At 70.0% G+C, this 26,770-nt stretch carries 22 protein-coding genes; 11 read left to right on the top strand and 11 right to left on the bottom strand.

The window, feature by feature from the left end; genetic code table 11:
• Positions 1 to 8 precede the first annotated feature (8 nt).
• The 4 genes from PcP3B5_RS17895 to PcP3B5_RS32030 all read right to left on the bottom strand — a co-directional run bounded on the left by PcP3B5_RS17895 (position 9) and on the right by PcP3B5_RS32030 (position 2,624).
• Positions 9 to 287, bottom strand: coding sequence for a type II toxin-antitoxin system RelE/ParE family toxin (locus tag PcP3B5_RS17895; protein ID WP_024128692.1), 279 nt, complete (start codon positions 285 to 287; stop codon positions 9 to 11).
• A 265-nt stretch (positions 288 to 552) separates the two neighbouring features.
• Entirely contained in the window at positions 553 to 1,209 is a 657-nt protein-coding gene (locus PcP3B5_RS17900; protein WP_061562022.1) for a response regulator transcription factor, read from the bottom strand.
• Positions 1,210 to 1,223: 14 nt separating this feature from the next.
• Positions 1,224 to 2,474, bottom strand: coding sequence for a sensor histidine kinase (locus PcP3B5_RS17905; protein ID WP_061562023.1), 1,251 nt, complete (start codon positions 2,472 to 2,474; stop codon positions 1,224 to 1,226).
• A 9-nt stretch (positions 2,475 to 2,483) separates the two neighbouring features.
• The gene (locus PcP3B5_RS32030; protein ID WP_203228505.1) at positions 2,484 to 2,624 is read right to left on the bottom strand and encodes a hypothetical protein; all 141 of its coding nucleotides are present in this window, start codon (positions 2,622 to 2,624) and stop codon (positions 2,484 to 2,486) included.
• Positions 2,625 to 2,782: 158 nt separating this feature from the next.
• Here PcP3B5_RS32030 and PcP3B5_RS17910 point away from each other — a divergent pair, with 158 nt between their 5' ends.
• The 7 genes from PcP3B5_RS17910 (at position 2,783) to PcP3B5_RS17940 (ending at position 8,779) form a co-directional block, all read left to right on the top strand.
• On the top strand, positions 2,783 to 3,988 hold the full coding sequence (locus tag PcP3B5_RS17910; protein WP_061562024.1) for an ABC transporter substrate-binding protein: 1,206 nt from the start codon (positions 2,783 to 2,785) through the stop codon (positions 3,986 to 3,988).
• Positions 3,989 to 4,032: 44 nt separating this feature from the next.
• The gene (locus PcP3B5_RS17915) at positions 4,033 to 5,004 is read left to right on the top strand and encodes a YVTN family beta-propeller repeat protein (RefSeq protein ID WP_061563291.1); all 972 of its coding nucleotides are present in this window, start codon (positions 4,033 to 4,035) and stop codon (positions 5,002 to 5,004) included.
• Positions 5,001 to 5,732, top strand: a complete 732-nt coding sequence (locus tag PcP3B5_RS17920) for an ABC transporter ATP-binding protein (protein ID WP_061562025.1) — start codon at positions 5,001 to 5,003, stop codon at positions 5,730 to 5,732. Before PcP3B5_RS17915 ends, PcP3B5_RS17920 begins: the two co-directional genes overlap by 4 nt.
• Complete coding sequence (locus PcP3B5_RS17925) at positions 5,729 to 6,547, top strand: ABC transporter permease (RefSeq protein ID WP_061562026.1); 819 nt, start codon at positions 5,729 to 5,731, stop codon at positions 6,545 to 6,547. The genes PcP3B5_RS17920 and PcP3B5_RS17925 overlap by 4 nt, the downstream gene beginning before the upstream one ends.
• Before the next feature lie 104 nt (positions 6,548 to 6,651).
• On the top strand, positions 6,652 to 7,188 hold the full coding sequence (locus tag PcP3B5_RS17930; protein ID WP_058070435.1) for a PQQ-dependent catabolism-associated CXXCW motif protein: 537 nt from the start codon (positions 6,652 to 6,654) through the stop codon (positions 7,186 to 7,188).
• A gap of 55 nt (positions 7,189 to 7,243) precedes the next feature.
• Entirely contained in the window at positions 7,244 to 7,909 is a 666-nt protein-coding gene (gene agmR, locus PcP3B5_RS17935; RefSeq protein WP_009622977.1) for a response regulator AgmR, read from the top strand.
• 9 nt (positions 7,910 to 7,918) lie between these two features.
• Complete coding sequence (locus tag PcP3B5_RS17940; protein WP_061562027.1) at positions 7,919 to 8,779, top strand: DMT family transporter; 861 nt, start codon at positions 7,919 to 7,921, stop codon at positions 8,777 to 8,779.
• A gap of 560 nt (positions 8,780 to 9,339) precedes the next feature.
• Here PcP3B5_RS17940 and nahK read toward each other — a convergent pair.
• From nahK to PcP3B5_RS17965, 5 genes are all read right to left on the bottom strand, one after another.
• Entirely contained in the window at positions 9,340 to 11,967 is a 2,628-nt protein-coding gene (gene nahK, locus PcP3B5_RS17945) for a hybrid sensor histidine kinase/response regulator NahK/ErcS' (protein ID WP_082816353.1), read from the bottom strand.
• Positions 11,900 to 13,060, bottom strand: coding sequence for a nitric oxide-sensing protein NosP (gene nosP / locus PcP3B5_RS17950; RefSeq protein WP_061562029.1), 1,161 nt, complete (start codon positions 13,058 to 13,060; stop codon positions 11,900 to 11,902). Before nosP ends, nahK begins: the two co-directional genes overlap by 68 nt.
• A gap of 461 nt (positions 13,061 to 13,521) precedes the next feature.
• A complete protein-coding gene (locus PcP3B5_RS17955) occupies positions 13,522 to 14,718 on the bottom strand; it encodes a porin (RefSeq protein ID WP_043316469.1) in 1,197 nt (398 codons plus the stop codon).
• Positions 14,719 to 15,008: 290 nt separating this feature from the next.
• The gene (gene pqqF / locus PcP3B5_RS17960) at positions 15,009 to 17,297 is read right to left on the bottom strand and encodes a pyrroloquinoline quinone biosynthesis protein PqqF (RefSeq protein WP_061562030.1); all 2,289 of its coding nucleotides are present in this window, start codon (positions 17,295 to 17,297) and stop codon (positions 15,009 to 15,011) included.
• A 70-nt stretch (positions 17,298 to 17,367) separates the two neighbouring features.
• The gene (locus PcP3B5_RS17965; protein ID WP_058070440.1) at positions 17,368 to 17,592 is read right to left on the bottom strand and encodes a hypothetical protein; all 225 of its coding nucleotides are present in this window, start codon (positions 17,590 to 17,592) and stop codon (positions 17,368 to 17,370) included.
• Between the two features lie 221 nt (positions 17,593 to 17,813).
• Here PcP3B5_RS17965 and PcP3B5_RS17970 point away from each other — a divergent pair, with 221 nt between their 5' ends.
• Positions 17,814 to 18,236: a MerR family transcriptional regulator gene (locus PcP3B5_RS17970; RefSeq protein ID WP_061562031.1), complete on the top strand. Its 423-nt coding sequence runs from the start codon at positions 17,814 to 17,816 to the stop codon at positions 18,234 to 18,236.
• The gene (locus PcP3B5_RS17975) at positions 18,224 to 18,973 is read left to right on the top strand and encodes an SDR family NAD(P)-dependent oxidoreductase (protein ID WP_061562032.1); all 750 of its coding nucleotides are present in this window, start codon (positions 18,224 to 18,226) and stop codon (positions 18,971 to 18,973) included. The genes PcP3B5_RS17970 and PcP3B5_RS17975 overlap by 13 nt, the downstream gene beginning before the upstream one ends.
• On the opposite strand, the gene PcP3B5_RS17980 is transcribed toward PcP3B5_RS17975, so the two are convergent.
• Positions 18,959 to 24,085, bottom strand: a complete 5,127-nt coding sequence (locus PcP3B5_RS17980) for a trifunctional serine/threonine-protein kinase/ATP-binding protein/sensor histidine kinase (RefSeq protein ID WP_061562033.1) — start codon at positions 24,083 to 24,085, stop codon at positions 18,959 to 18,961. The genes PcP3B5_RS17975 and PcP3B5_RS17980 overlap by 15 nt on opposite strands.
• A 22-nt stretch (positions 24,086 to 24,107) precedes the next feature.
• Positions 24,108 to 24,782 (bottom strand): response regulator transcription factor, encoded by a 675-nt coding sequence (locus tag PcP3B5_RS17985; RefSeq protein ID WP_043271974.1) that lies wholly within the window; start codon positions 24,780 to 24,782, stop codon positions 24,108 to 24,110.
• Positions 24,783 to 25,020: 238 nt separating this feature from the next.
• Between PcP3B5_RS17985 and PcP3B5_RS17990 the strand changes: the two genes are divergently transcribed.
• The gene (locus tag PcP3B5_RS17990; RefSeq protein ID WP_061562034.1) at positions 25,021 to 26,046 is read left to right on the top strand and encodes a GlxA family transcriptional regulator; all 1,026 of its coding nucleotides are present in this window, start codon (positions 25,021 to 25,023) and stop codon (positions 26,044 to 26,046) included.
• Between the two features lie 190 nt (positions 26,047 to 26,236).
• Positions 26,237 to 26,608 carry a response regulator transcription factor gene (locus PcP3B5_RS17995; protein ID WP_061562035.1) on the top strand — a complete coding sequence of 124 codons (372 nt, stop codon included), beginning with the start codon at positions 26,237 to 26,239 and terminating at the stop codon, positions 26,606 to 26,608.
• Positions 26,609 to 26,770: the final 162 nt, after the last annotated feature.

Raw genomic sequence — 26,770 nt, forward strand, 5'->3', positions numbered from 1 at the left:
CCTCCTGTTCAGTGGTAATCAAGATAGTCGACAAGTTCCACGTCGTTGCCGATGAAGCGGAAGATCACCCGCCAGTTGCCGCTGACCGTGAGTGACCAGAAACCGTCCAGTTCTCCCTTCAAGGGATGCAGACGCCAGCCCGGCAGGTTGAGGTCGTCCGGAGCGGCCGCTCGATCGAGGAACGGCAACATACGCGCCAGGCGTTTGGCGTGGTCGGCACGGATTCCTCGGGTGGAGCCAGTTCTGAAGAACAGAGCCAGGCCCTTGTGCTGGAAGCTGACGATCATGCGGCGAAGTGTGATGCAATACATCACACCAAGCAACAGGTAGTTGGAAACCCAATCAGGTTATGCGTGGGAAAAAGATGGGTATCGCTGCGCTCCACGCCATCCTATGCCTGCGCCTCCCAGACCCTGGGGGAGCGACTGCCTTGCCGGCTGCGCCGGAGCGCTTTTCGTAGGATGGTGTTGAGCGAAGCGATACCCATCCTACGAAAAGCCATGCTCGCTCCTACGCGGCACCACCCACACCATTCCCTGCAAAGACAGGTCCCTACCCCGCCAGCGCCTCGCCGCTCACACGCAGCACCCCGCTGTCGATGGCGAGGTGCACCAGCTCTGCATGGGAACTCACCTGCAGCTTCTGCTTCAGCAGCGTCACATGGTTGGACACCGTCTTGGCGCTCACGCACAGGTGTTCGGCCACCTGCCTTGCCGGCAGGCCGCGGGCGAGCATGACGAAGATTTCGAATTCGCGGCGGGTCAGGCCGTGCAGGCGCGGGTCGCCCTCTTCCAGGCCCCTGGGCTGGCAGGCCAGGCGGGTGGCCAGGGGTTGTTCGATGTAAAGCTGGCCGGCCAGCACGCGGCGCACCGCTTCGAGCAGCACCGCCGGGGCCGCGCCCTTGGTCACGTAGCCGGCGGCGCCGGCGTCCAGGGCCTGGCGCACCAGGGGCAGTTCGTCGTGCATGCTGAAGAACAGCACGCGCAGCTGCGGCAGGCGCTGGCGCAGCCGGCGGGTGACTTCCAGGCCGCTGATGCCGGGCAGGCCGATGTCGAGGATGACCAGCGCGGGAATCTCGCGCTGCACCGCCTGCAACGCTTCCTCGCCGTCGCCCGCCTCCACCACGTCCGCTTCCGGCAGCAGGCCGCGCAGCAGGGCGGCTATGCCTTCGCGCACCACGAAATGGTCGTCCACCAGCAGGATTTTCATCGCTTTCTCTCCTCTCATGCCGCCACCGGCAGCGGCACCCGCAGGCGCAGCGCCAGGCCCAGGCCGGGCTGGCTGCGCAGTTGCAGTTCGCCGCCCAGGCAGCGGGCGCGCTCGCGCATGGAGCGCAGGCCGATGCCGGCGCGCGGCGGGCCGTCGCTGCCGCGGCCGTCGTCGCGCACGGCCAGGTACAGGTGGCCGCCGCGGGTTTGCAGGCGCACCCACACGCGGGTGGCGCCGGCGTGGCGGGCGACGTTGGTCAGCGCCTCTTGCAGCAGGCGGTACAGATGCGCCTTGGCCGCGTCGCCCAGGGGCGGCAGGCTGTCGGGCAGGCGCAGGGTGCAGGCGATGCCCTGGCTGGCCTGCCAGTCCTCGACGTAGGCGCGCACCGCTTCGTCCAGGGCCAGGTGCTCCAGCACCACCGGGTAGAGGTCGCGGATCAGCGCGCGGAAGCTGTCGTTCAGGCCGCGGCAGTGCTGGTCCATGCGTTCCAGGGTGGGCTGCGCGGCGGGTTGGTCGTGCAGGCTGCGCAGCAGGAAGAGTTGCGCGCGGATGCCGGCCAGGTATTGGCCGATGTCGTCGTGCAGGGCCTGGGCCAGTTCCTGGCGCTCTCGCTCCTGCACGGCGAGCAGCGAGCGGGTCAGTTCGGCGTTTTCCTGGCAGGCGCGCTCCAGGGCCTCGGCCATGCCGTTGAAGCGCCCGGCCAGGCGTTGCGCTTCGGGCAGCGAATGGCCGGGCAGACGCACCTGCAGGCGGCCCTGGGCGATCTCGCCGAACGCGGTCTGCAACTGTTCCACCACCCGCAGCCCGCCGCGCACCGCCCAGCGGATCGCCAGCAGGCTGACCGCCAGGGCCACGCCGAACAGCGCCAGCAGCTGCACCAGGGAGTCGCGGACTTCGTCGATTTCGTCGCGCGGGTCCACGCTCAGCTGCACGCGGCGGCCGTCGGCCAGTTGCAGCGGCGCGGCGTGGTAGACGTCCGGGTACAGGCGCGCCGCCAGCCATTCGTCGAGCCAGCCGCGCAGCGCCGGCGGCGGCTGGTCGAGCCAGTGCACGCGCACGTGGCGCAGGCCGCCGGTAAGGCTCTGGTCGAGGCTGGCCGGGTCGCGCAGCGCCGCCTCGCGCAGGTATTCCACCACGGCGCGAGCGGCGTCCAGTTCGCGGCGCACGTCCTCGTCGCCCTGGTGCAGCAGCACGGCAACGCACAGCGCGGCGACCAGGGCGAAGAACAGCCCGACCAGCAGGTTGATCCGCCACAGCGCCGACATGGCCGCGCCCTAGGGCCCCACGCGGCAGGGCTGGCCGACGACGCAGGCACTGGGCACGCCGGGGCGGGTGTGCAGGCTGTACATGAAATCGAAGCCCAGCAGGCTGAGGATCAGCAGGATGGGCAGTACCAGGGTGACGGCGATACGCATGGCTCGGCTCCCGTTGTCTTTGTTGTTGTAGGGCCATGCTAGGGGGCGGCCGCGGGCGGCGATCTACTACCTTGGTATTGCCCCGGCGGTACTTTCTGCATATTTCCCAGGCCCTGGCGCGTTCCTATGCTGGCGACACAACAACAATGGAGTCGCCCATGCGCCAGTTCGCCCTGCACGGCGTGGCCTACCTGCTGGCGGTCGCCTGCGCTGCCCTGCTCTGCCTGAACGCGCGTGCCGAGGATGCCCCGGCCGAGCTGCAGGTGCGCATCGCCTACCTCGGCTACACGCCCGACCCCGGCCCGCTGCTGTCCAATATCATCCCTGAACCCAGCGACGCCGGCCTGCGCGGCGCCGAGCTGGCCATCGACGACAGCAACACCACCGGGCGCTTCCTCAAGCAGCGCTACAGCCTGGTCAGCGCCACCAGCGCCGATGCCCAGCAGCTGCTGGCCGAGGCGCGCAAGCTGCACGACGACGGCCTGCGCCTGTTCGTGGTCAACGCCCCGGCCGAGAGCCTGCGCCAGCTGGCCGCCGCGCTGCCGGACAGCCTGCTGTTCAACGCCGGCGCCGCCGACGACGAGCTGCGCGCCGAGCAGTGCCCGGCCAACGTGCTGCACACCCTGCCCAGCCGGCTGATGCTGACCGACGCCCTCACCCAGTTCCTGGTGCTGCGCAAGTGGACGCACTGGCTGCTGGTGGTCGGCCAGCGCCCCGAGGACAAGGCCTACGCCGCCGCCCTGCGCCGCTCGGCCAGGCGCTTCGGGGCGAAGATAGTCGAGGAGAAGGCCTTCACTTTCGCCAACGACCAGCGCCGCAGCGCCCAGGCCGACATGCCGCTGTTCACCCAGGCCGGCGACGATTACGACGTGGTGCTGGTGGCCGACGAGCACGGCGACTTCGGCGAGTACGTGCCCTACAACACCTGGCTGCCGCGCCCGGTGGCCGGCACCCAGGGCCTGGTCGCCACGGGCTGGCACAAGACCGTGGAAACCTTCGGCGCCGCGCAGCTGCAGAAGCGCTTCGAGGCCCAGGCCAAGCGCTGGATGAACGACCGCGACTTCGCCGCCTGGGTCGCCGTGCGCAGCGTGGCCAGCGCCGTGACGCGCCTGCGCAATGCCGAGCCGCAAGCCATCCGCGCCCTGGCGCTGTCGCCGGACCTGCCGCTGGACGGTTTCAAGGGCTACAAACTCAGCTACCGCCCCTGGGACGGCCAGCTGCGCCAACCCATTCCCCTGGTGCAGCCGCGCGCGCTGGTCAGCACCTCCCCGCAGGAAGGCTTCCTGCATCCCGCAAGCGAACTCGACAGCCTCGGCCTGGATGCCCCGGAAAGCCGTTGCCGCCTCGCCGACGCCAAGCCCTGATCTGGAGATACGCCATGTTCCGCGCCGCCATTTTCCGACCTGCCATGCTCCAGGCCACCCTGGTCCCTTCCCTGCTGGCCGCCGCCCTGTGCCTGGCGCCGCCGGCCTTCGCCGCCAAGGCCTACGTGTCCAACGAGAAGGACAACAACATCAGCGTCATCGACCTGGACAGCATGACCGTCACCGGCACCCTGGACACCGGCAAGCGCCCGCGCGGCCTGGCGCTGTCCCACGACAACAAGCTGCTGTACATCTGCGCCAGCGACTCCGACACCGTGCAGGTGATGGACCTGGCCAGCGGCAAGATCGTCAAGCAGCTGCCCTCCGGCGCCGACCCCGAGCAGTTCGCCCTGCACCCCAACGACCGCTGGCTGTACGTCTCCAACGAGGACGACGCGCTGGTGACGGTGGTCGATACCCAGACCGCCCAGGTGCTCGGCCAGATCGACGTGGGCGTGGAGCCCGAGGGCATGGCGGTGAGCCCGGACGGCAAGTGGGCGGTGAACACCAGCGAGACCACCAACATGCTGCACTGGATCGACACCGCCACGCAGAAGCTGGTGGACAGCACCCTGGTGGACCAGCGCCCGCGCCACGCGGAGTTCAACAAGGACGGCAGCCAGGTCTGGGTGTCGGCGGAGATCGGCGGCAGCGTCAGCGTGGTGGACGTGGCCAGCCGCAAGATCCTCAAGAGCCTGCGCTTCGCCATCAAGGGCGTGCACCCGGACAAGATCCAGCCCGTGGGCGTGAAGCTGACCAGCGACGGCAAGTACGCCTTCGTCGCCCTGGGCCCGGCCAACCACGTGGCGGTGGTGGATGCGAAGACCTTCGAGGTGCTCGACTACCTGCTGGTGGGCCGTCGCGTGTGGCACCTGGCGTTCACCTCGGACGAGAGCCTGCTGCTGGCCACCAACGGCGTCAGCGGCGACGTGTCGGTGATCGACGTGAAGGACCTCAAGGTGACCCGTTCGATCAAGGTCGGGCGCTACCCCTGGGGCGTGGTGGTGACGCCATGAACGCCCTGCGGGTGGCGGGCGTGGGCTTCGCCTACGGCGCGCGCAAGGCGCTGGACGGCATCGACTTCACCCTGCCGGCCGGGCGCTTCACCGCCCTGCTGGGGCCCAACAGCGCCGGCAAGTCCACGCTGATCGCCCTGCTCACGCGCCTGTACGACCTGCAGGTTGGCGAGATCGAGGTGTGCGGCTGCAGCCTGGCCCGCCAGCCGCACCTGGCCCTGCGCCAGCTGGGCGTGGTGTTCCAGCAGAGCACCCTGGACCTGGACCTGAGCGTGGAGCAGAACCTGCGCTACCACGCCGCCCTGCACGGCCTGCCGCGGGCCCTGGCGGCCGAGCGCATCGAGCAGGAACTGGCCCGCCAGCAGTTGCAGGAACGCCGCCGCGACAAGGTGCGCACCTTGAACGGCGGCCACCGCCGCCGCGTGGAGATCGCCCGCGCGCTGCTGCACCGCCCGCGCCTGCTGCTGCTCGACGAGGCCAGCGTGGGGCTGGACCCGGCGGCGCGCCAGGGGCTGAACGAACACGTGCGCCAGCTGTGCCGCGACGAGGGCCTGGCGGTGCTGTGGACCACCCATCTGCTGGACGAGGTGCGCGGCGACGACCAGTTGCTGGTGCTCGACCGCGGCCGCCTGGTAGCCCAGGGTGAAGCGGCGCAGGTCAGCGCCGCCGACGACGGCGACCTGCCCCGCACCTTCGCCCGTCTCACCCGCCTGGAAGCCTGCGCATGAAGCCATACGACACCCTCGGTTTCGGCCCCGCCGCCTACTGGCAGTGCCTGCGCGGCATCGTGGTGCGCGAGTGGCTGCGCTTCGTGCTGCAGCGCTCGCGCTTCCTCAGCGCCCTGGTGCGCCCGCTGCTGTGGCTGCTGGTGTTCGCCGCCGGCTTTCGCGCCGCGCTGGGCATCTCGATCATCGAGCCCTACGACACCTACGTGACCTACGAGACCTACATCGTCCCTGGGCTGTGCTGCATGATCCTGCTGTTCAACGGCATGCAGGGCTCGCTGTCGATGGTCTACGACCGCGAGATGGGCAGCATGCGCGTGCTGCTCACCAGCCCGCTGCCGCGCGCCTTCCTGCTGGCCGGCAAGCTGCTGGCCACGGCGCTGGTGTCACTGCTGCAGGTGTACGCCTTCCTCGCCATCGCCTGGCTGTACGGCGTGCAGCCGCCGGCCTGGGGGCTACTAGCCGCGCTGCCGGCGCTGCTGCTGGCAGCCCTGCTGCTCAGCGCCCTGGGGCTGCTGCTGTCCAACGCCATCCGCCAGCTGGAGAACTTCGCCGGGGTGATGAACTTCGTGATCTTCCCGCTGTTCTTCCTGTCCTCGGCGCTGTACCCGCTGTGGAAGATGCGCGAGGCCAGCGTGGGCCTGTACTGGCTGTGCGCGCTCAACCCCTTCAGCCACGCCGTGGAGCTGGTGCGCTTCGCCCTGTACCAGCGCTTCGACCCGCTGGCGCTGGCGGTGTGCCTGGGGCTGACGCTGCTGTTCGCCGGCCTTGCACTGCTCACCTTCAACCCGCAGCACGCGGCGCTGCGCAAGGGCTGAAATCTCCTACTTTGGTACTGGATCAACCCTCCGGACGTCGAATTTCCAAAGCAGCGCCCCTGGCATGTAATGGCGGGTAGAAGAATAAATATCGAGATGCCACCATGCCTCGCCTAGCCCCTGCCCTGCTCTGCGCATTGCTGGGCCTGCCGCTGGCCCATGCGGACGAAGCGCTGTTCTCCAGCGACGGCTACCGCACCAGCCAGTACCGCAGCCCGACCCCGGCCAGCGCCGACCACGCCACCACCCTGGACACCGCCGCCCTGCAGGCGCTGCTCAAGCGCGAGCCGCGCACGCGCCTGGTGGACGTGTACCGCCGCACCTGGCTCAACGGCCAGTTCGTGGCCAACGAGCCGCACCGCAACCTGCCCGGCAGCCTGTGGCTGGCCAATACCGGCGACGGCGTGCTGAGCGCGCCCTGGCAGGCCTACTTCCGCGAGAACCTGCGGCAGCTGAGCGAGGGCGACCCGACGCGCCCACTGGTGTTCTACTGCCGCTCGGACTGCTGGGCGAGCTGGAACGCGGTCCGCCGCGCCCACGCGCTGGGCTATTCCAGGCTCTACTGGTACCGTGACGGAGTAGACGCCTGGGAACAGGCCGGCCTGCCCCTGCAGGACGCCCAGCCGCACCCTTTCCCCTGAGCACACCCGGCAACGGCTAGCCGCCGCCCATAACGACAACAACGAGGTGTAGGCCATGTACAAGATCCTGATCGCCGACGATCACCCGCTGTTCCGCGAGGCCATCCACAACGTCATCGCCGACGGCTTCCCCGGCAGCGAGGTGATGGAGACCGCCGACCTCGACAGCGCCCTGGGCCTGACCCAGGAGCACGACGACCTGGACCTGATCCTGCTCGACCTGAACATGCCCGGCATGCACGGCCTGAGCGGCCTGATGAACCTGCGCAACGAGGCGCCGACCATCCCGGTGGTGATCGTCTCGGCCGAGCAGGACAAGCAGGTGGTGCTGCAGGCCATCACCTACGGCGCGGTGGGCTTCATCACCAAGTCCTCGCCGCGGGCGCAGATGACCGAGGCCATCGAGCAGATCCTCAACGGCAACGTCTACCTGCCCTCGGACATCATCCGCACGCAGAAGGCCTCGCCGCGGCGCAACGGCCACGAGGAGCACGGCATCCCGCCGGAGCTGCTGCAGGCGCTGACGCGCAAGCAGCTGCTGGTGCTCGAACGCATGACCAAGGGCGAGTCGAACAAGCAGATCGCCTACAACCTGGAGATCGCCGAGACCACGGTGAAGGCCCACGTCTCGGCGATCCTGCGCAAGCTCAAGGTGCACAACCGCGTGCAGGCCATCCTCAGCGCCGGCGACATCGACTTCGCCGCCTACCTGCGCCGCTAGGGAGCCGCCATGCCCGCCTCGCGCACCCTGCTGCTCACAGCGCTGGCGATGCTCGCCTTCGCCGGCAATTCCCTGCTCTGCCGCCTGGCCCTGAAGGCCACCCAGCTGGACGCGGTGAGCTTCACCGGCATCCGCATCCTCTCCGGCGCGCTGATGCTCGGCCTGCTGCTGCGCCTGCGCGGCCGGGCCAGCCAGGCCAGGGGCAACTGGCGCGCGGCGGCGGCGCTGTTCGTCTACGCCGCGGCCTTCTCCTACGCCTACGTGCAGCTGGACGCCGGCACAGGCGCGCTGCTGCTGTTCGGCGCGGTGCAGGTGACCATGCTGGTGGTCGGCCTGCTGCGCGGCGAACGCCTGGCCGGCCAGGCCCTGCTGGGCTTCGCCCTGGCCCTGGGCGGGCTGCTGGTGCAACTGCTGCCCGGCGCCGGCGCCCCGCCCCTGACTGGGGCGCTGCTGATGCTGCTGTCCGGCGTGGCCTGGGGGTTGTATTCGCTGCTGGGGCGTAATGCGGGCGATCCATTGGCGGTGACTACGGGCAACTTCGTTCGAGGTATCGCCTTTGCTGCCGTGCTGGCCCTGGTGTTCCATGGCCAGTTGCGGGGGGATGTGCCGGGAGTGGTCTACGCGGTGCTGTCCGGGGCGCTGGCTTCGGGGATTGGCTACGCCATCTGGTACGCGGCGCTGCCGGGGTTGTCGGCGATCCAGGCGGCGTCGGTGCAGTTGAGTGTGCCGGTGCTGGCGGCGTTGTCCGGGGCGTTGCTGCTGGGGGAGCACATCGGTTTGCGGTTGTTGCTGGTGTCCTGCGCGGTGTTGGGGGGGATTGCGCTGATACTGCGGGCCAAGGTGCGCGTGCCGGCTGCTCAGCGGGCTTGAGCACTGGTTGGCTTTTCGTAGGAGCGAGGGGGACGCCTAGTTCTTGCTCGCGAACCTGTTTGCCGGTGACTCCTCTGCTGGGCCAACCTCCGCTCCCTCACCCTAACCCTCTCCCAGAGGGAGAGGGGACCGTTCGGCGTGCGCTGACGTTTCGGCGTTAGCCGGTTTGTACCGAGTATCCGGCTGGCACCAGATCTCTTCTCCGCACGGACAAGCCCCTCTCCCTAACCCTCTCCCTGAAGGGAGAGGGGACCGTTCGGCGTGAAGTGTGATTTCAGCGCTCGCCGGCCACGCCGGTGTTGCCGGATGGCACGAAAACCACCAGCGGCACGGATAGCCCCCTCTCCCTTCAGGGCGGGGCGCGCAGCCGAGGGCTGGGGAGAGGGTTGCGGACCCAAACCCTGCGCCAAAGTCGAACCTTCACTGCCACGACCCCCAACCAACGGCGGATAACCGCGAACGGTTATCCGCCCTACCCGGCCCACCCACCATTCCCCATGTAGGAGCGCGCCCTGCGCGCGAAAATCGCGGGCAGGGCCCGCTCAGGTACGGCGCCAGCCTCAGCCAGCCCTATCCATCAAGTGACACAACGCCGTCTTCAGCTTCATCGGCCTCACCGGCTTGTGCATCAGCGTATGCCCCAGCTCCCGCACCTGCTGCTTGAGCTCGTTGCTGTAGTTGGCCGTGATCATCAGCGCCGGCAGCGGCGCGCCGCGGCGGGCGTTTATCGAGGCCACGGCGTCCACGCCGTTGCAGCCGTCGTCCAGGTGGTAGTCGGCTATCAGCAGGTCCGCCTCGGCGTGGAAGTTGTCCACCTGGCGCGCCAGGTCTTCTTCCGATAGCGCCGTGACCACCCGGCAGCCCCAGGCTTCCAGCAGGGTGCGCATGCCGGCGCAGATGGCCGCGTCGTTGTCCAGCACCCACACCCGCGAGCCGCGCAGGCGTTCCACCAGGTGTTCGGCCTGCTGCGCCGGCTCCGGGCGGGCGCGCACCGCACCGCGCGCCAGCGGAACCTCGATGGCGAAGCGCGAGCCCTTGCCGGGCACCGAGCCGACCTGGATGCGGTGGCCGAGCATGCGCGCGATCTTCTCGACGATCGCCAGCCCCAGGCCCAGGCCGCGGTCCTGGTGGGAGCGCTGGGTGTCGCCGCGCTTGAACTCCTGGAAAATCTCGCCGAGCTTGTCCGCCGGGATGCCCATGCCGGTGTCCCAGACCTCGATCCACAGGCTCTGCCGGCGCCGCCGGCAGCCCAGCAGCACGCGGCCGGCGGGCGTGTAGCGGATGGCGTTGGACAGCAGGTTGCGCAGGATCCGCGCGAGCAGTTGCAGGTCGCTGCGCACCTGGGCGTCGCAGGCCACGTAGTCCAGGCGCAGGCCTTCGCTGGCGGCGATCTGGCGGTATTCGGCGGCGAGGTTGCCGAGCAGCTCGCCCACCTCGAAGGGCGCGATATCCGGCTTGATCACCCCGGCGTCGAGCTTGGAGATGTCCACCAGGGTGCCCAGCAGGTTCTCCACGTCTTCCAGCGAGTGGCTGATGTTGCGCACCAGGCCGTCGCCCTCGCCGCGCTCCTGCAGGGCGCTGGTGAACAGTCGCGCGGCGTTCAGCGGCTGCAGCAGGTCGTGGCTGACCGCGGCGAGGAACTTGGTCTTCGACAGGTTGGCCTGCTCGGCCTCGCGCTTGGCCTCGCGCAGGCGCGCCTGCACCTGGCTGCGCTCGTCGATCTCGCGCTTGAGCTGGTCGTTCAGGCTGGTCAGCTCGGCGGTGCGTTCGCGCACCCGTTGCTCCAGGTTCTGGTAGGCCTGGTGCAGCGCCTCGGCGGTGCGCCGGCGCTCGGTGATGTCGCGGATCAGCACGAACAGCCCGGCGACCTGGCCGTCGGCCTGGCGGTTGGGCACGTAGGAGCGCTGCATGTAGCGCTCCTGCCCGGCCAGGTTGGTCTCGGCGATCTCGAAGGTCACGCTCTCGCCCGACAGCGCCCGCTCGAAGTACGGCTCCAGGCGCCGGCAGTGCTCGGCGCCGTGCACCTCGCGCAGGTTGCGCCCGAGCATCGCGCCGCTGGGCCAGCGGTACCACTGCTCGTAGACCTTGTTGGTGAACTCGTAGACCAGGTCGGCGTTGAGGTAGGCGATCAGCGCCGGCACCTGGTCGGTGATCAGGCGGATCCAGCGTTCGCTCTCGCGCAGCGCCTCGGCGTGGCGGTAGCGCTCGGTGATGTCGGTGAAGGTGTTGACGAAGCCGCCGGTGGGCAGCGCGTGGGTGCGGATTTCTAGCATGCGGCCGTCGAACAGGCGCTGCTCCAGGGCCGCCAGGGGCGCGCCGTCGTCGCCGCGGCTGCGCGGGGTGAGCAGCGGCAGGCCGCTCTCGCCCATGACGTCGGCGAAGGGTCGGTGCGCGCCGATCGGCGCCAGCCCGCAGAGCTCCAGGAAACGTCGGTTCCACAGCTCCAGCGCGCCTTCGGCGCCGACCATGGCCACGCCCTGGGACAGGTTGTCCACGGCGCGCTGCAGCAGGTGCGACTTCTGCGCCACCGCCTGCTCGCGGCGCGCGGTCTCGCTGAGCTTGATCTCGGTGATGTCGGTGTAGAGCACCACCAGCCCGCCGTCGCGGGTCGGCCGCTCGCTCATGCGCACCCAGCGGTCGTCGCGCAGGCGGTAGAGAGTGTGTTCGTCGTCGTTGCTGCGCTGTTCCTCGACTATCAGCCCGCTGCTCTGCGCCAGGCGGCGCACCTCGGCCAGCCGGGTGCCGGCGCCCAGGCGCGCGCGAGTGGGCGCCCAGAGCGCGCGGAAGCGTTCGTTGAAGAGCACGATGCGCTGCTGCGGGTCGAACAGCACGAAGGCGTCGGAGATGCTTTCGATGGCATCCAGCAGGTGCTGGTGGGCGGTCTCGGCGCGCAGGCGGGCGTCGCTGAGCAGTTGGTTGCTGGACTTCAGCTCGGCCATGGCCTGGCTCAGGGCGTCGGTGCGCTCGCGCACCTGCTCGGCCAGCACCACCGAATGCTGGAAGGCCCCGTAGGCGCCGTCGCCGCGCGAGGCGCTGGATTCGATGCGCTCGATCAGCGCGGTGTTGATGCGCTGCAGCTTGAGCTTGTCGCGCTCGAGTTCGTCGATGCGCGCCAGCAGCTCAGCCGGCGCCGCCACGGGGACGGCCAATGGCGACGCCGGTGAAGGTCTGGTTGATGTGCATGCCATTGAATTGCTCTCCGTAGGTGTTGAAGCCGATCACCTGCTGGTGGCGGAGAAAAGCGGCGGTGGCTGCGCTGTCGCCCGTCACTTCCAGCTCCAGGCGGCGCAGGAAGCAGTCGCAGCCGATGGTCAGCAGCGGCGGGCCGAGGCGTTCGTGCAGGCGCGCGAACTGCGCCTGCAGGTTGGGCAGCAGCGGCCCGGTGCTCATGGCGGTGAGGACGATGCCGTTCTCCACCGCGCAGTAGAAGGTCAGGCTGAAGTCGTCGTGCACCTGCTGGATGGAGCGCACGTAGTACTGGTCCTTGATGCGCACCGCCAGCGGGTGGCGGGAGAACAGCTCGAAGCTCAGTTCGTGGGGCTCCACGCCGACCAGCCGGGCGTATTCCAGGGCGGCGGGCTCGGCGTTGAGTTCCAGCACCCGGCGGCTGGCGCTGTCGGCGCGGGTCACCACCAGCTTCTCGCCGCGCGGTACCACGTGGTGGGTAGTGAACACCTCGAAGTCGAGCCAGGTGTTGAACAGCAGCACCACCGCCGCGCCGGTGTGGAACTGGCCCTGGTAGTAGACGTGGGTATGGGTGAGGTGGTTGTCGTCGCCGGCCGAGCCGCCGAAGTGCGGGATGGCGCCAAGCGCCGCGCTGAGCGCCGCCAGCACCACTTCCTCGCGGCTGGACAGGCCGTCGAGCAGGGTCAGGGCGAAGCTGTGGTCCTTGATCGGCGCCAACTCGCTGCTGCGGCAGTCGGCCACCAGGGCCTCCACCAGTTGCTGCGCGTCGATCAGGCTGAAGCGTTCCATCTCGTCGATCAGCGCGCTGGCCACGGCGAAGCTGCGCACGTCGAAGCCCACCGCGCTGACGCAACCGCGGCCGTAGCCCTGGGGGGTGATCTCGCCGGCGGTGGTGCAGCCGACCAGCTCGATGCCGCCGAAGTACTGCTCCAGGGCGGCGGCCAGGGCCGGCAGGTCGTACTCGGCGGAGCAGAAGAACAGCACGAAGCCCAGGTGCGGGTGGATCAACTGGCGCGCCAGATCCTGGGCCACCGCCTCCGCATCGCGGGCGCTGGACATGCCCCTGACTACGCCTTCCCCCTGCCCTTCCTGCATACGCCTGCCTCAACGCCGGTTGACCACGGGGGCATTCTACGAAGGCGCCCGGCGCGGCCCCATGCTACTTGGGTGCTGGCGGGGACCTCCAAAAGGCGTAGCTCCGTGTCATTCGTAGGAGCGCGCCCTGCGCGCGATTCGCGGTATAGCGAACAGCGGAGTCAGGTTCAGTTGCGGAGCGGGGTTGGTGTCCGCAACCCTCTCCCTAACCCTCTCCCTGAAGGGAGAGGGGACCGTTCGGTGTGTGCTGATGTTTCGGCGTTAGCCGGCAAAACCGAAAGTTACCGGCTGAAACCACTCCTCCTCTCGGCACGGACTAGCCCCCTCTCCCTTCAGGGAGAGGGCTGGGGAGAGGGCGCTCTTCAAAGACTCTCCCGACAGAACACCATCCCCCCACAAAAAAAACGGCGGACCGACGCCACCGCCGCCCCGCCCAATTACTGCCAAAGGAGCCCTGAGGATTACCAGTTCAATACCGCGCCAACCGCAAAGGTGTCGGTGTCCTCGCTCACCAGCGAGCCCTTGCGGCCGTCGATCTCGTACTGGTTGTACTCGGCCACCAGCTTGAGGTTGTCGTTGATGGTGCGGAAGTAGGCGATGCCGCGGGTGGAGTAGTCCGCCGCGCTGCCCAGGCCGTTGCCGTCGTCCTCGGTCTTGCCGTAGGACAGCGCCAGGCGGTTCTTGCCCCAGGTGTAGGAGCCCTGCAGCAGCATGCCGCGGCTGTCCACCTCGCGCAGCGCGGCTTCGCCGGCGTTGTTGGTGAAGAAGGGGTTGATGCCCTTGGCGGTGAAGCCCGAGCCGGTCAGCGACACGCCGCCGAACTTGGCCTGGATGCCGTAGCCCAGGCCCTTGGAGGTGACGTCGTCGACCTGGTCGTTGGTGTTCTTCGAGGTCTGGTAGGCGCCGTTGACCCAGCTGTAGATCTGCGCGCCGCCCAGGTCGAACTGGTAGCTGATCTCACTCTCGTAGCGCGGGTTGTCCTGGTAGGCCTTGTCGTCCAGGCCGTCGCTGGCGTCCTTGTCGATCTGGTTGGTGTCGATCGGGTCCATGATGCCCACCGCCACGCGCAGGCCGTCCACCAGGTTGTTGTTGCGGTAGGTGATCTGCGAGGTGGGGAACGGGTACGGGTAGCCGGTGCCGATGTTGCCGAAGGACACGCCCTTGCCGTCCACCAGGCCGAGGGTGTCGCTGGCGTTGCCGAAGCCGGCCAGCAGTTCGTCGAGGAAGATGTTCGAGCGCGAGAACAGGCCGAAGTCCTTGCCGATCAGCACCTCGCCCCAGTCGCCGGCCACGTTGCCGTAGAACTGCCGCACGTCGATGGCGGTGTCGGTGCCGTCCTGCTCGCTGTCGTTGATGGTCACCCAGAACGAGGAACGCCCGGTGAGGGTCAGGCCGTCGATCTTCTTGCCGAAGTTGAAGCCGATGTAGTTGGGCAAAAAGCCCATCTTCACCCGCGACTGGCGGCGGTCGTAGGTGTCGCCCTCGCGGTCCACGTCGCTGTTGACGTAGAAGGCGTTGAAGTAGCCGTCGGTGGAGAAGGTGGTGTCGTCCTTGTCGTACAGCTTGATGTCGGCGACGGCCGGCAGGCAGCCCAGGCTGCCCAGCGAGGCCAGGGCCAGGGGCAGGAAACGGCGAATGGCGGTGTTGTTCTTGTTCATGACGCGCTCCGCAGGGGATGGATGACCGTTCGGGGTCGTGGCGGAGGCGATTATCGAAACGCCCCGCGCGGCGCCATACGCTGCTTTGGGCGCGCTTCGACGCTGCTTGCGTGGGGCTTGCCGGAGCGCTGCGCAAGGCCATGGCACCAGGCCACCACAAGGCCCGGCGCCTTGGTCGCGGGGGTAGCGGCACCTTGGCAGCGGGCCTTGTGGCGCAGGACCAAAGTCGCAGGCGTACGTGCCCGGGGCGGTAGGCCCGGGCAGTAGCGGAAGAAGGTCTGGAGGGTGGATCAGGCGCGGTGGGTCAGCAGCCAGCAGCCGCCCTGTTCGTCCAGCAATGCGGCGTGAGCGGCCAGGAGGTCGGCACGGGCGGTGTGGCGGGCGGCCTCGGCCACGCGTTGCGCGTGGCCGGCATCCACACCGGCGAGTTGGTCGCGCCAGGCCGCGTTCTCGTTGGCCGGCTCGTTCGCCAGGCTGTGGGCGAGGTCGTGCAGGCGGGCGTCGGGCAGTTCGCCCAGGGAGATGGCGGCGTCTTCCAGGAAGGTGCGCAGGTGCTCGAACAGCGCGTCCGGCTGCGCGTGCGGCGACTGCACGGCGAACAGCAGCCCGCGCCAGCCGGCGACCTGGCGGAAGCCACAGAACAGCGCATAGCCCAGGTTCAGCTCGACGCGCAGGCGCTGGTAGAAGCCGCCTTCCAGCTCACGTGCCAGCAGGCGCCAGGCGGCCTCTTGCGGCGCATCCCGCCCTGGCAGCGGGTAGAACAGCAGCAGCGCCGACTCGCCCTCACCCGCCATGACGCAGCGATGGCGGCCGGGAACCAGTGCCGGCGGCAACAACGGTTCCGTCGCCAACCGGCCGGGCACCCGACTCGCCAGCGGTGGCTCGACGTTGCGCACCAGCACATCCCAGCGCGCCGAGGACCAGTCCGGCAAAGCCGCACCCTCCCCCGCCAAATGGACCGGCAAGGCGTCGAGCAGGCGGCGGATCGGCAGTTCGGCGGCCTTCTGCTGCCGCTCGCGCAACAGCAGGCGCTCCCCCTGGGCCAGCACTGCCGCGGGGGGCTCGGCCAGCAGCGCCAGGGCGCCGTCCAGGCAGCTTTCCAGGCGATCGGCCGGGCCTTGCAGGCCCAGGGCCCAGTCGGCGCCCTCCTCGTCCAGGCGCAGGCTCACGCCATTGCGCCGCGCCAACCCCGCCAGCGGGCGCAGGCCGTGGCGCAAGGCGAGGAAGTGGCTACGGGCCGGCGCGCACGGGAAGTGCCAACGCAAATGAATCGCACCCGTCGCCGCCGTGCTGGCCGCAGGCGGCGCCGCAAAACGCCAGGGCTGTGGGGCAAAGGCCACGGGCTCGACCGGGCTGCGCCCCAGGTGCAGGTCGAAGCCGGCTACGCAGGCGGGCTGGCCCGGCGCATCCGCCGCGACCAGCAGGCGGACCAGGCATGATGCGTCCAGCGCCGCCAGCCATTGCGGCGAGACCGGCGCCGGCAGGCCCCGGGCACGCCGCTGCAGTTGCTCCAGGGGAGGCAGTTGCCGTGCTTCGTCCGTCACCAAGGCATCGCCGCCACTCTCACGCAACGCCCGCAGCCAATCGAGGAAGGCCGCCTCGACCTGCGCGGCATCCCGAGCCTGGGCCAGTTCGAAGGTCGCCGCCAGCAGCGCCTGCCCCGGCGCGCGGTAGGCCACCCGCAAGCTCGCCGCATCGCACAGCCCGCGCTCGCCCAGCCAGGCCAGCAGCCCGCCGTCCGCCTCGTCGCCCAGCAGGCCGGCCAGGGCGTCGAAGGTCTGTTCGCCGGCAGCATCCAGTTCGGCCACGGCGAAGCCCAGCACCAGGCGCGGCGCACCGGGCAGACGCAGGTGCAGCCTGTCGCCGGCCAGCGGCGCCAGGGCCGGCGGCAGGTCGCGGACCGGCACTGGGCCAGCCAACCAATCCCCGCAGTGCCGGACGGCCAGGGCCTGCAACTCGTCGAGGGACTGCGGCCCCTGCAACCACAGCTGCACATTGCCGGGCCGGTAGAAGCCGCCATGGAAGTCCCGCAGCGCGCTCTGGAAATCCGCCGCCTCCACCGCCAGGCTGGCGCGCCGGCCGGCCACGAAGCGGCGCAGCGGATGCCCCTCGGCCACCCCGGCGGCCAGGGCCGCGTCGATCAGCGTGCCGGCATCGCTGGCGCGGGCGATGTATTCCGCCTCCAGCACCTCGCGCTCGCCGAGCTGCGCGCTAACTTCCAACCGCGGCCGGGCCAGCATGTCGAGCAGGCGCGCCAGCCCACCTTCCAGCTCCGCGGCGGGCACTTCGAAGAAGTAGTCGGTAGTGCGCGCCCGGGTGCTGGCGTTCAGCCGCCCGCCCCGCGCCTGCACCCAGGGCATCAGCCGCTCGCCCGCGGCGAAGCGCGCGCCGCCGAGGAACAGCAGGTGTTCGAGGAAATGCGCGAGCCCGGGGTGCGCCCGCGGCTCGTCATGGCTGCCGGCCGCCACCCGCGCCAGGGCGGCGGCGCGGGTGGCCTGCGGGGCGTGCACCAGGGTCAGCCCCAGGCCGTTGGCCAGGACGACCTGGCGGGCCTGCGGGGGCGCGGCGTTGCGGTTCATGGGCAATCCAGCGGTGTTCTGCCGCCACCTTACCCGCACGCCGGTGGAAGGGAATAGTGCTTTGGAGGGGTCAGGGGCCGCTGGCGCTGATGACGCCCGTGCGCACCTGCTCGGCCATGGCGATCAGCCGTTCGGCATCGCCCTGCAGGAACGCCGCCATGCGCACCAGGTGCACCGCCTGGGATGCCGGCAGCTGCTCGGCGGCCCGCCCCAGGTCGGTCGCCAGCCCCTCATGGCGGAAGGCCATGTTCAATAATTCGCGCCGCAGCCGCTGGCTCGCTTCGTTCAGGCCCATGACGCACCCTCGCTGGCAATCGAAAACTCCAGCATAGACGAGCCGGTTTCCGCGCCCCGCCGGCCGTCATACCCAGGTATGCCGGGCCTATACCCAGGTGCATTTCTGGTCGCCGGGCCGCGTTCCTATAATCGCCGTCCGAAGTCACGCGCCGGGCAAGCCCGGGCGCTTGACCTTGACACTAGCGTCAAGCCCCTAGAGTTCCGCCGGTGGAGGTGAACATGCGGATTGGCGAACTGGCACTGCGTACCGGCGCGAGCACCCGCGCGCTTCGTCATTACGAAGCCCGGGCGCTGATCGCGTCGTCGCGGCTGGAAAACGGGTATCGCGACTACGCCCCGGCCATGGTGCAACGCGTGCTCTGGATACGCGAACTGATCGAGTGCGGCTTCAGCACCCGGCAGATCCACGGCCTGTTGCAGTACCTGGAAGAGGAGGAAGACAGCGAAGGCTTTCTCGCCTGCCTGCAGCAGCACCTGGAGAAGCTCCAGGCGCTGGACGCGCTCCAGGCCCGGCTCGCCGATCGCCGCGCGAAGCTGGCGGAGAAGATCGGGCGCTACCTGCCGCTGCCGGCCGATCCTGCATGGCAATCCCCCACGCAAACTCACTCGGCAACGACGTTGGAGGAACGATGGGAAAGCTGAATGACAAGATCGCGCTCGTGACGGGCGGCAACAGCGGTATCGGCCTGGCCACCGCGCAGCGGTTCGCCCAAGAGGGCGCGACGGTGGTGATCACCGGGCGGCGCCGCCAGGTGCTGGACGAGGCCGTCGGGCAGATCGGCGGCAACGCCCTGGGCATCTGCGCCGATGCCGGCCGGCTGGCCGATATCGACGCGCTGTACCAGCGCATCGGCCAGCTGTACGGGCGGCTCGACGTGCTGGTCGCCAATGCCGGCATCATCCGCCCCGCCGCGGGAGAACAGGTGGACGAGGCGCAGTTCGACGAGCAGTTCGACATCAACGTCAAGGGCGTCTTCTACAGCATCCAGAAGGCCCTGCCGCTGCTGCGCGACGGCGGCTCCATCGTGCTGGTGTCGTCCATCGCCCACCTCAAGGCCCTGGACGCCCATGTGGTGTACGCCGCCACCAAGGCCGCCGTCCGCTCCTTCGCGCGCAGCTGGGCGGCGGAACTCAGGCAGCGCAACATCCGCGTCAATTGCCTGAGCCCGGGCCCGGTGCTGACGCCGATCATCGGCAAGATGGGCATCGGCGACGAGCAGTTCGCCGCGTTCGAAAGGCAGGTGGCGGGCCTGATTCCCCTGGGCCGGCTCGGCCGCCCCGAGGAGCTGGCGAACGCCGCGCTGTTCCTCGCCTCGGACGACAGCAGCTTCATCACCGGCGTCGACCTGTGCGTGGACGGCGGCCTATCGCAGCTCTAGGGCCTGCCCCGGGCAGCCCCGCAGCTCGAAGCGGACCCGCGCGCCGCGCGGCGGGTTGGCCAAGGCCTGCAGCTGCCCGCCATGGGCCTCGATGATCGAACGGCAGATCGACAGGCCCATGCCCAGGCCGCTGGGCTTGGTGGTGTAGAAAGGCGCGAAGACCTGCCCGGCGTCCTGCGCGGCGAAGCCCGGCCCGGTGTCGCTGACGCTCACCCGCACGCCGCCTGCGCCGTCCGGCGCCGTCTCGATGTCCAGCCGGCGCACGCCGTCGTCGACCTCGCCCATGGCCTCGATGGCGTTGATGATCAGGTTGAGCAGCACCTGTTGCAGCTCCACCCGGTCGCCCTCCACCGGCGGCAGGCCCTCGGCCAGCCGCGTACGCACCGTGGCGCCACCCTTGGCGGCCTGGCCGCGGGTGAACTCGACCATTTCCAGGATCGCCTCGTTGATGTCCACCGCGCTCTTCTGCGACGGCGCCTTGCGCAGCAGCCCGCGGATGCGCTTGAGCACGTCCGCGGCGCGGTTGGCGTCCTTGACGATGCGTTCGAGCCCCTGCCCCACCTCGCCCAGGTCCGGCGGCTGCGCCCCCAGCCAGCGCTGCGCCGCGTAGGCGTTGGTGATGGTGGCGGCGATCGGCTGGTTGACCTCGTGGGCGATGGACGCGGTGAGCTGGCCCATGGTCGCCACGCGGTTGGCGTGGGCCAGTTCGCCCTGCACCTCGCGGTAGCGCCGCTCGCGCTCGGCGAGGTCGCGGTACAGCCGGGCGTTCTCCAGCGAGGCGGCGGCCTGCGAGGCTACCAGCTTGAGCACGGCGGTGCGCGCCGGGCTGAAGGCGCGGGCGGTCAGGTTGTTCTCCAGGTACAGGGCGCCGCTGAGCTGGCCCTGATTCATCAGCGGCAGGCAGAGGATGGAGCGCGCCTGGCGGTTGCGCACGTAGGGCGAGGTGGCGAACGCCGCCTCGGCCAGGGCGTCGTCCAGCGCCAGGCTCTCGCCGGTGCGCAGCACCTGGTAGAGCAGCGCTTCCGGCAGCAGCGTCTCGCTCAGCGGCTCGTCGCGCAGTTGCAGGCGCGGCGCGTCGTCGTCGACCGTCACCTGCGCCACGATGCGCGGCCCGTTGGCGCCCTGGAGCACCAGCACGCCGCGCTCGGCGCCGGCCTGTTCGAGGGCCGTGCGCATGACGCTGTCCACCAGCCGCTCCAGCACGATTTCGCCGGAGGTGGTCTGCAGCACCTTGAGCACGGTGGCCAGGTCCAGCTGCTCCACCGGTGCAGCCATGGTGGCGGTGGCGCCCGGCGCCGGCGCCTGCTCGCCGAGGAAGGGATGGCGCGCCTCCAGCTGCCGCAGCTTGCCCTCGGCGCCCCAGCGCCGGTAGCAGGCATACGCGCCCTGCTGGTAGACGCGGGCCACCCTGTCGAGCCCGCGCGCGGCGTAGCAGGCGGCCGCCAGTTCGTTGGCCAGCGCCTCCACCTGGAGGAAGCCGTCGTCCTGGGCGGCGCGGATGGCCTGCTCGTAATGCAGCTCGGCGTCGGCCACGCGGCCCTGCAGGCGGGCGAGTTCGGCTTCCAGCAGCAGGACGTGGCAGCTGAAGTTAGCCGGGCAGAGGTCGGCCCATACCCGCAGTTCGTCCCGGTGCGCGGCTATCGCGTCCAGGCGGCTATCGTCCGGCGAGGCGGCATCGCACAGCGCGGCATGGGCGAGCGCGTCGAAGAAGCAGTACTCGCCCTCCTCGATGAACGCGTGGGAGGTCCACAGCAACGGCTGCGCCTGGGCGGAAGCCTCCAGCGCCGCCGCGTACTCGCCGGCGAAGTAGCGCGCCTGCAGCTTGCGGATCCAGTACCAGCAGCTGTACACCCGCGAGGCGCCGGCCAGGCGCGCCTCGGTATCCGTCTCGCGGAAGCCGCCCTGGTCGAGATGGCCGAAGCGCGGGGCCAGGCCGCGCAGGGTGCGGATCAGCGCGAGCTGGTTGTCGAGGAAGTCGATCACCAGGCCGAAGCCGACCTTGCCGGCGTAGGCCAGGCCGCGCTCCGCCTCGGCCTGCAGCTCGGGCAGCGGCTCGCCGCTGAACAGCAGGTTGGACACCAGGCTGTTGCAGGCGAAGGCGCCGAACGGCAGGTCGCCGGTGCGGTTGGCGCTGTCGAACACCCGGCGCAGCTGCTCCTCGCAGGCACGCACCGGCTGCACCCAGCGCTGGGCGAACAGCGAGAACGACAGGTAGGTGCGCGCCTCGTAGCGTTCCAGGCGGCGGCGTTCGACGAGTTCGCAGCCGAGCCGGCCGAACTGGAAGCCGGCCTGGTAGTCGCCGAAGCGCCGTCCGGCGACCCGCGGGATGTTGGCGTAGGCCACGCAGGAGGCGTCGCCGTTGCCGTGTTCCAGGCTCAGGTTGATGGCCTTGCAGATGGTCAGGCAGGCCAGGTTGCCGTCGGTGTGCAGGGCCGGCGAGAACAGCGTGGTCAGCGCCTCGATGGTGGCCAGGGCGAGCGGCTCGCGCATCGGCGGCAAGTCGATGAGCGTGTCGATGGGCCGCGCGCCGAGCTGCGCGCGGATGCGCTCGTACTCGGCCTGCACCGTGGCGTCGTCCGGGTGGGCCGGCCAGTCGATGCCCACGTGGCGGAGGAAGTCCAGGCAGACCGCCACGGCATCGTCGCGGCGGTCGAGGATCAGGTAGACGTCCACCTGCAGGCAGGCCACCCAGGCGCGCTGCACGGTCGTCGCGGCGCGCCCGGAGAGCATCCGCAGGCGCTGCTCGGCCTGGGCCACCTGGCCGGTGGCGAACTCGCATTCGGCGCGGCCGGACTCCAGGGCGAACAGCAGTTCGTGGCGGCCCTGCCAGCTCGCCTCGTCCAGCAGCTCCACGCCGCGGGCGAAATAGGCCAGGGCCGAGGCATAGGCGGTCGAGGCCTTGGCCCGCTGCCCGGCGAGCAGGTTGAACCCGGCCAGGCGCTCGCGCTCGGCCGGCTCGGCGATCAGCGCGGCGCCGCGGTTGAGCTGGCCGACGATCTCGAAGATCGCCTCTTCGCGCGCCTGCGGCGGCGTCTGCTCGGCCAGCAGGCGGCCGATCCGCAGGTGCGCCGCGGCGCGCTCGGCCTGGGGAATCAACAGGTAGGCCGCTTCGTGGATACGGTCGTGGGCGAAGGCGTAGGCGCCCTCCCCGCGCTCCACCAGCTCCTGGCGGATGGCGTCCCACAGGGCCCGCTGCAACTGGCTGCGCGATAGTGCCAGCACGCTGCCCAGGGTCCCGGCCTCGGCGCGGTTGCCCAGGCAGGCCAGCTGCTGCAGCACCTCCTGGGTCTGCGCCGGCAGCCGCGCCAGCTTGTCGAGCATCAGGTCGACGACATTGTCGGTGTAGCCCATCGCCTGGATGCGCCCGAGGTCCCAGCGCCACTGCCGCGCCTGCGCCTCGAAGGCCAGCAGGCCCTCCTCGGCCAGGGCCTGGAGGAACTGGATGACGAAGAACGGGTTGCCGGCGGTCTTGTCGTGCACCAGCTGCGCCAGCGGGCGGATATGCGCCGGCGCGCCGTGCAGGGCCTCGGCGATCAGCTGCTCGACGTGGCCGCGGCCCAGCGGCGCCAGGCAGATCTCGTCGATGCGCACCTGCGCCTTGCCGACCTTGCGCAGCGTGGTGCGCAGGGGGTGGGCCTCGTCCACCTCGTTGCTGCGGTAGGCGCCGAGCAGCATCAGGTGGCGCAGGTCGTCGCTGGTCAGCAGGTCTTCCAGCAGGTCGAGGGTGGCCGCGTCCAGCCATTGCAGGTCGTCGAGGAACAGCGCCAGCGGGTGTTCCGGCCGGGCGAACACGCCGATGAAGCGCTTGAGCACCAGCAGGAAGCGGCGCTGCGCCTGCTGCGGTTCCAGCGCCGGCAGCGGCGGCGGCTCGCCGATGATCAGCTTCAGCTCCGGGATCAGCTCGGTCATCACCCGCGCATTGGCGCCCAGCGCCTGTAGCAGGGCCTGGCGCCAGCGCGCCAGCTCGCGGTCGTTCTTGCCCAGGAGCATGCGCACCAGGCCCTGGAAGGCCTGCACCAGGGTGGAGTACGGGATGTTGCGCTTGTACTGGTCGAACTTGCCGGAGGCGAACAGCCCGCGCGGCGGCACCAGCAGCTTGTGCAGCTCGTTGACCACCGAGGACTTGCCGATGCCGGAGTAGCCGGACACCAGCACCAGCCCCGGCGCATCGCCCGCGACTATGCGTTCGAAGGCCGCCACCAGGGTGCCGACCTCGCGTTCGCGGCCGTAGAGCTTCTCGGGGATCAGCAGGCGCTCCGGCACGCTGTGCCCGTCCAGCGGGAAGTCGTCGATGCGCCCGTGGCGCTGCCAGCTCGCCAGGCAGCGGCGCAGGTCGTGCTCCAGCCCGGCGGCGCTCTGGTAGCGCTCCTCGGCGGTCTTGGCCAGCAGCTTCATGACCAGCTGCGACAGCGGCGCGGGGATGCTCGCCACCCGCGCCGTGGGCGGCACCGCCTGGCGCGCGATGTGGCAGTGCACCCACTCCATGGCCTCGCTGGCGGCGAACGGCAGGTCGCCGGTGAGCATCTGGTAGAGGCTGATGCCCAGGGCGTAGAGGTCGCTGCGCGAGTCGATCGAGCGGTTCATCCGCCCGGTCTGCTCGGGCGCCATGTAGGCCAGGGTGCCGGCGATGGTTTCCGGCGGCTCCGGCGCCTGGCGTTCACGCGGCAGCCAGGAGGCCAGGCCGAAACCTGTGAGGCGCACGCGGCCGTCGGCGCAGTCGACCAGGATGTGCGGCGGCTTCAGGTCCTTGTGCACCAGGCCGCGCTGGTGCAGGCGGCCCAGGGCCGCGCTGATACCCACGGCCAGTTGCAGGAAGCGGCCGATCTCCATGGGCGCGCCCAGTTGCGCGGACAGCGGCTCGCCGCCGGGGTCTTCCAGCACCAGCAGGCTGCGCCCGCCCTCGCGCAGCAGCTCCAGCGGGCGCACCGCCCAGGCGCCGTCCAGCTGGTCCTTCAGGCCGAACTCGTGGGCCAGGCGCTCGACGCTGGCGGGCTGCGGCGGCTCGCCGGCCGGGCGCGCGAGCAACACGCCGAGCCCATCCTGGCGCGGATGCCGCCCACGGCTGAACACGCGCTCGCCGTCGTCCCAGAGGACCTGTCGTCTGTCGCTCATCCCCGCTCCACGCCGCGCCCGCTCAGGGGGCCCGGCGCGTCTGCGGCGCGATGCCCAGGGCCTCGGACTTGCGCACCAGGTCCGCCACCGAGCGCGCCGCCAGCTTGCGCATCAATTGCCCGCGGTGGACCTTCACCGTCACTTCGCTGAGGTTCAGCTCGGCGGCGATCTGCTTGTTCATCAGGCCGGCTACCACGTAGCCCATCACCTCCCGCTCGCGGGGGGTGAGCGCGGCGTAGGCCTCGCGCAGCCCGGCGCTGGAGCGCTCGGCGGCGAGCCGTTCGGCGTCCTTGGCCAGGGCGTTGGCCACGGCGTCGAGCATGTCCTGGTCGCGGAACGGCTTGGCGAGGAAGTCGACCGCGCCGGCCTTCATGGCCTTGACGGTCATGGCGATGTCGCCGTGGCCGGTCATGAACACGATGGGCATGCGCAGGCCGTGCTTCTCCACCTGTTCCTGGAAGGCCAGGCCGCTCTCGCCGCGCAGGCGCACGTCGAGCACCAGGCAGCTGGGGGCGTCGTCGCGGGGGAAGGCGAGGAAGTCCGCGGGGGACTCGAAGGTCTCCACGCGCAGGCCGATGGAGCGCAGCAGCCCGGACAGCGCCAGGCGCATCGACTCGTCGTCGTCGACCACGTAGACCACCGGCTCCCTGGGCTTGGCGCTGCCCGGCTGCGCCCCCGATTGCGACCACGAATTCATCCGGCTTGCTCTCCTGCGACCGACGCCGCGCATGGCATACGACTGAAAAAACTAGTCCACCACGGCGCCTCCGACAACGCGGCGGGACGCCCGGCATCCGGACGAAGTTAGCGCGCCGCCGCGCCCACTCGCCAGGACAGAAATCCCAGGTTATCGGCCAGCGCCGGCGCCGGGCTTGCCAAGCGCCGCCGCAGGCGGTATCTCGCTGCTGATTGGAATTGGCATGGCAGCATTGGCAATGAGCATCACCCCAAGCGACAACCCCCAGAATGCGTTGCCCGGCAACGGCCCGCGCGAGGTGCTGTTCGTGGCCTACCCGGACATGGGCCTGCTCGACCTCAGCGGCGCCCAGACGGTGTTCTGGGCCGCCTCCAAGGCGCTGGCCGAACGCGGCCTGCCCGGCTACCGCCTGCACACCGCGAGCCTGGCCGGCGGCCTGGTGCGCACCGTGGAAGGCCTGGCGGTGGACAGCACGCGCCTGCCGCCGCCGCACGCCGTGGCGGCCGACACCCTGGTGGTGCCCGGCGCCCCGGACATCTGCCACACGCTGGACAGCCACGCCGAGTTGGCGGGCTGGATCAGCGCCGCCGCGCCGCGCATCCGGCGCGTCGCCTCGGTGTGCAGCGGCGCCTTCCTGCTGGCCCGCGCCGGCCTGCTCGACGGCCGCCGCGCCGCCACCCACTGGGCCCTGTGCGACGCCCTGCGCCAGCGCTTCCCGGAGGTGGAAGTGGATGCCGACGCGATCTTCATCCAGCAGGGCGAAACCTGGACCTCGGCGGGCGTGAGCGCCGGCATCGACCTGGCCCTGGCGCTGGTGGAAGCCGACTGCGGCCGCGAGGTGGCCATGGCCGTGGCCCGCGAACTGGTGGTGTACCTCAAGCGCCCCGGCGGCCAGGCGCAGTACAGCACCCTGCTGCAGTCCCAGGCCGCCGACAGCCCGCTGTTCGACGAACTGCACCTGTGGCTGGCCGAGCACCTGGGCGAGCGCAGCCTCACGGTGGAGCAACTGGCCGAGCGCGTGCGGATGAGCCCGCGCAACTTCTCGCGGGTCTACAAGCAGCGCACCGGCCGCACCCCGGCCCGGGCCATCGAGCTGTTCCGCCTGGAGGCCGCCCGGCGCCTGCTGGAGCACTCGACGCAGAGCATCGAGCAGATCGCCCGGCAATGCGGCTTCGGCAACGAGGAGCGGATGCGCGTCACCTTCCAGCGCCATCTGTCGATCGCCCCGCGCGACTATCGCAGCCGCTTTACCCGCGAGGCCTGAGCACTATATGCGTATCCATGAACTTGCCCTTCATTGATCGAGGCAAGTTGCCAAGTTGCGGAAAGTGCCTCGACGGAAGTTTGCATAACCCCATACCCAGGTCTCGCCGGACTATACCCAGGTATACTTCTTCGCCTTGTTCGCTGGCGTATCTTGAAGTCTCGACAGATACCGCCACGAGCGATTCCCGATGACCCAAGACCCTCCGAGTCGCCAGACGGCCGTGATTGCCGTGGTCGACGACGATGACTCCGTGCGCGCGGCGCTGCAGAGCCTGCTGCGCGCCAGCGGCTATCGCGTGCGCAGTCATTCCAGCGCCCTGGACTTCCTCGCCGCCGGAGAGCCTGGCGAGGCGCAGTGCCTGGTGTCCGACGTGCAGATGCCCGGCATGAGCGGCCTGCAGCTGCACGCAAGGCTCATCGCCATGGGCCTGCGCATTCCCGTCATCTTCATCACCGCCTACCCCGAGGCGGTCCCCGCCCCGCTCGCCTGCCTGCCCAAGCCGTTCGACGCCGAGCGCCTGCTCGCGTGCATCGAAACCGCCCTGCGCCAGCCGCGCTGAAACTTCCCCGGCAAGTCCTGTCGATACCTGGGTATATATCCGCCAGACCAACGCACTATTCCGCGAACCCCATGTAGAAGTGTGCGGCGCAACTTCCCCGAATAGCATGAATTCCACAGCGGACGACTCGACAGTCACGCCGGGCTTGGAGCCGAAACTTCA

Source organism: Pseudomonas citronellolis, assembly GCF_001586155.1.
GTDB classification, from domain to species: Bacteria; Pseudomonadota; Gammaproteobacteria; order Pseudomonadales; family Pseudomonadaceae; genus Pseudomonas; species Pseudomonas citronellolis.

What these genes read in the sequence shown, in the direction of transcription:
- PcP3B5_RS17985 (WP_043271974.1), bottom strand. Translation starts at nt 24,782, where the DNA reads ATGAATTCGTGGTCGCAATCGGGGGCGCAGCCGGGCAGCGCCAAGCCC.
- PcP3B5_RS32030 (WP_203228505.1), bottom strand. Translation starts at nt 2,624, where the DNA reads ATGCGTATCGCCGTCACCCTGGTACTGCCCATCCTGCTGATCCTCAGC.
- PcP3B5_RS17925 (WP_061562026.1), top strand. Translation starts at nt 5,729, where the DNA reads ATGAAGCCATACGACACCCTCGGTTTCGGCCCCGCCGCCTACTGGCAG.
- PcP3B5_RS17905 (WP_061562023.1), bottom strand. Translation starts at nt 2,474, where the DNA reads ATGTCGGCGCTGTGGCGGATCAACCTGCTGGTCGGGCTGTTCTTCGCC.
- nahK (WP_082816353.1), bottom strand. Translation starts at nt 11,967, where the DNA reads ATGGCATGCACATCAACCAGACCTTCACCGGCGTCGCCATTGGCCGTC.
- PcP3B5_RS17940 (WP_061562027.1), top strand. Translation starts at nt 7,919, where the DNA reads ATGCCCGCCTCGCGCACCCTGCTGCTCACAGCGCTGGCGATGCTCGCC.
- PcP3B5_RS17920 (WP_061562025.1), top strand. Translation starts at nt 5,001, where the DNA reads ATGAACGCCCTGCGGGTGGCGGGCGTGGGCTTCGCCTACGGCGCGCGC.
- PcP3B5_RS17975 (WP_061562032.1), top strand. Translation starts at nt 18,224, where the DNA reads ATGGGAAAGCTGAATGACAAGATCGCGCTCGTGACGGGCGGCAACAGC.
- PcP3B5_RS17980 (WP_061562033.1), bottom strand. Translation starts at nt 24,085, where the DNA reads ATGAGCGACAGACGACAGGTCCTCTGGGACGACGGCGAGCGCGTGTTC.
- PcP3B5_RS17990 (WP_061562034.1), top strand. Translation starts at nt 25,021, where the DNA reads ATGAGCATCACCCCAAGCGACAACCCCCAGAATGCGTTGCCCGGCAAC.
- PcP3B5_RS17965 (WP_058070440.1), bottom strand. Translation starts at nt 17,592, where the DNA reads ATGGGCCTGAACGAAGCGAGCCAGCGGCTGCGGCGCGAATTATTGAAC.
- nosP (WP_061562029.1), bottom strand. Translation starts at nt 13,060, where the DNA reads ATGCAGGAAGGGCAGGGGGAAGGCGTAGTCAGGGGCATGTCCAGCGCC.
- pqqF (WP_061562030.1), bottom strand. Translation starts at nt 17,297, where the DNA reads ATGAACCGCAACGCCGCGCCCCCGCAGGCCCGCCAGGTCGTCCTGGCC.
- PcP3B5_RS17970 (WP_061562031.1), top strand. Translation starts at nt 17,814, where the DNA reads ATGCGGATTGGCGAACTGGCACTGCGTACCGGCGCGAGCACCCGCGCG.
- agmR (WP_009622977.1), top strand. Translation starts at nt 7,244, where the DNA reads ATGTACAAGATCCTGATCGCCGACGATCACCCGCTGTTCCGCGAGGCC.
- PcP3B5_RS17955 (WP_043316469.1), bottom strand. Translation starts at nt 14,718, where the DNA reads ATGAACAAGAACAACACCGCCATTCGCCGTTTCCTGCCCCTGGCCCTG.
- PcP3B5_RS17900 (WP_061562022.1), bottom strand. Translation starts at nt 1,209, where the DNA reads ATGAAAATCCTGCTGGTGGACGACCATTTCGTGGTGCGCGAAGGCATA.
- PcP3B5_RS17910 (WP_061562024.1), top strand. Translation starts at nt 2,783, where the DNA reads ATGCGCCAGTTCGCCCTGCACGGCGTGGCCTACCTGCTGGCGGTCGCC.
- PcP3B5_RS17915 (WP_061563291.1), top strand. Translation starts at nt 4,033, where the DNA reads ATGCTCCAGGCCACCCTGGTCCCTTCCCTGCTGGCCGCCGCCCTGTGC.
- PcP3B5_RS17930 (WP_058070435.1), top strand. Translation starts at nt 6,652, where the DNA reads ATGCCTCGCCTAGCCCCTGCCCTGCTCTGCGCATTGCTGGGCCTGCCG.
- PcP3B5_RS17895 (WP_024128692.1), bottom strand. Translation starts at nt 287, where the DNA reads ATGATCGTCAGCTTCCAGCACAAGGGCCTGGCTCTGTTCTTCAGAACT.
- PcP3B5_RS17995 (WP_061562035.1), top strand. Translation starts at nt 26,237, where the DNA reads ATGACCCAAGACCCTCCGAGTCGCCAGACGGCCGTGATTGCCGTGGTC.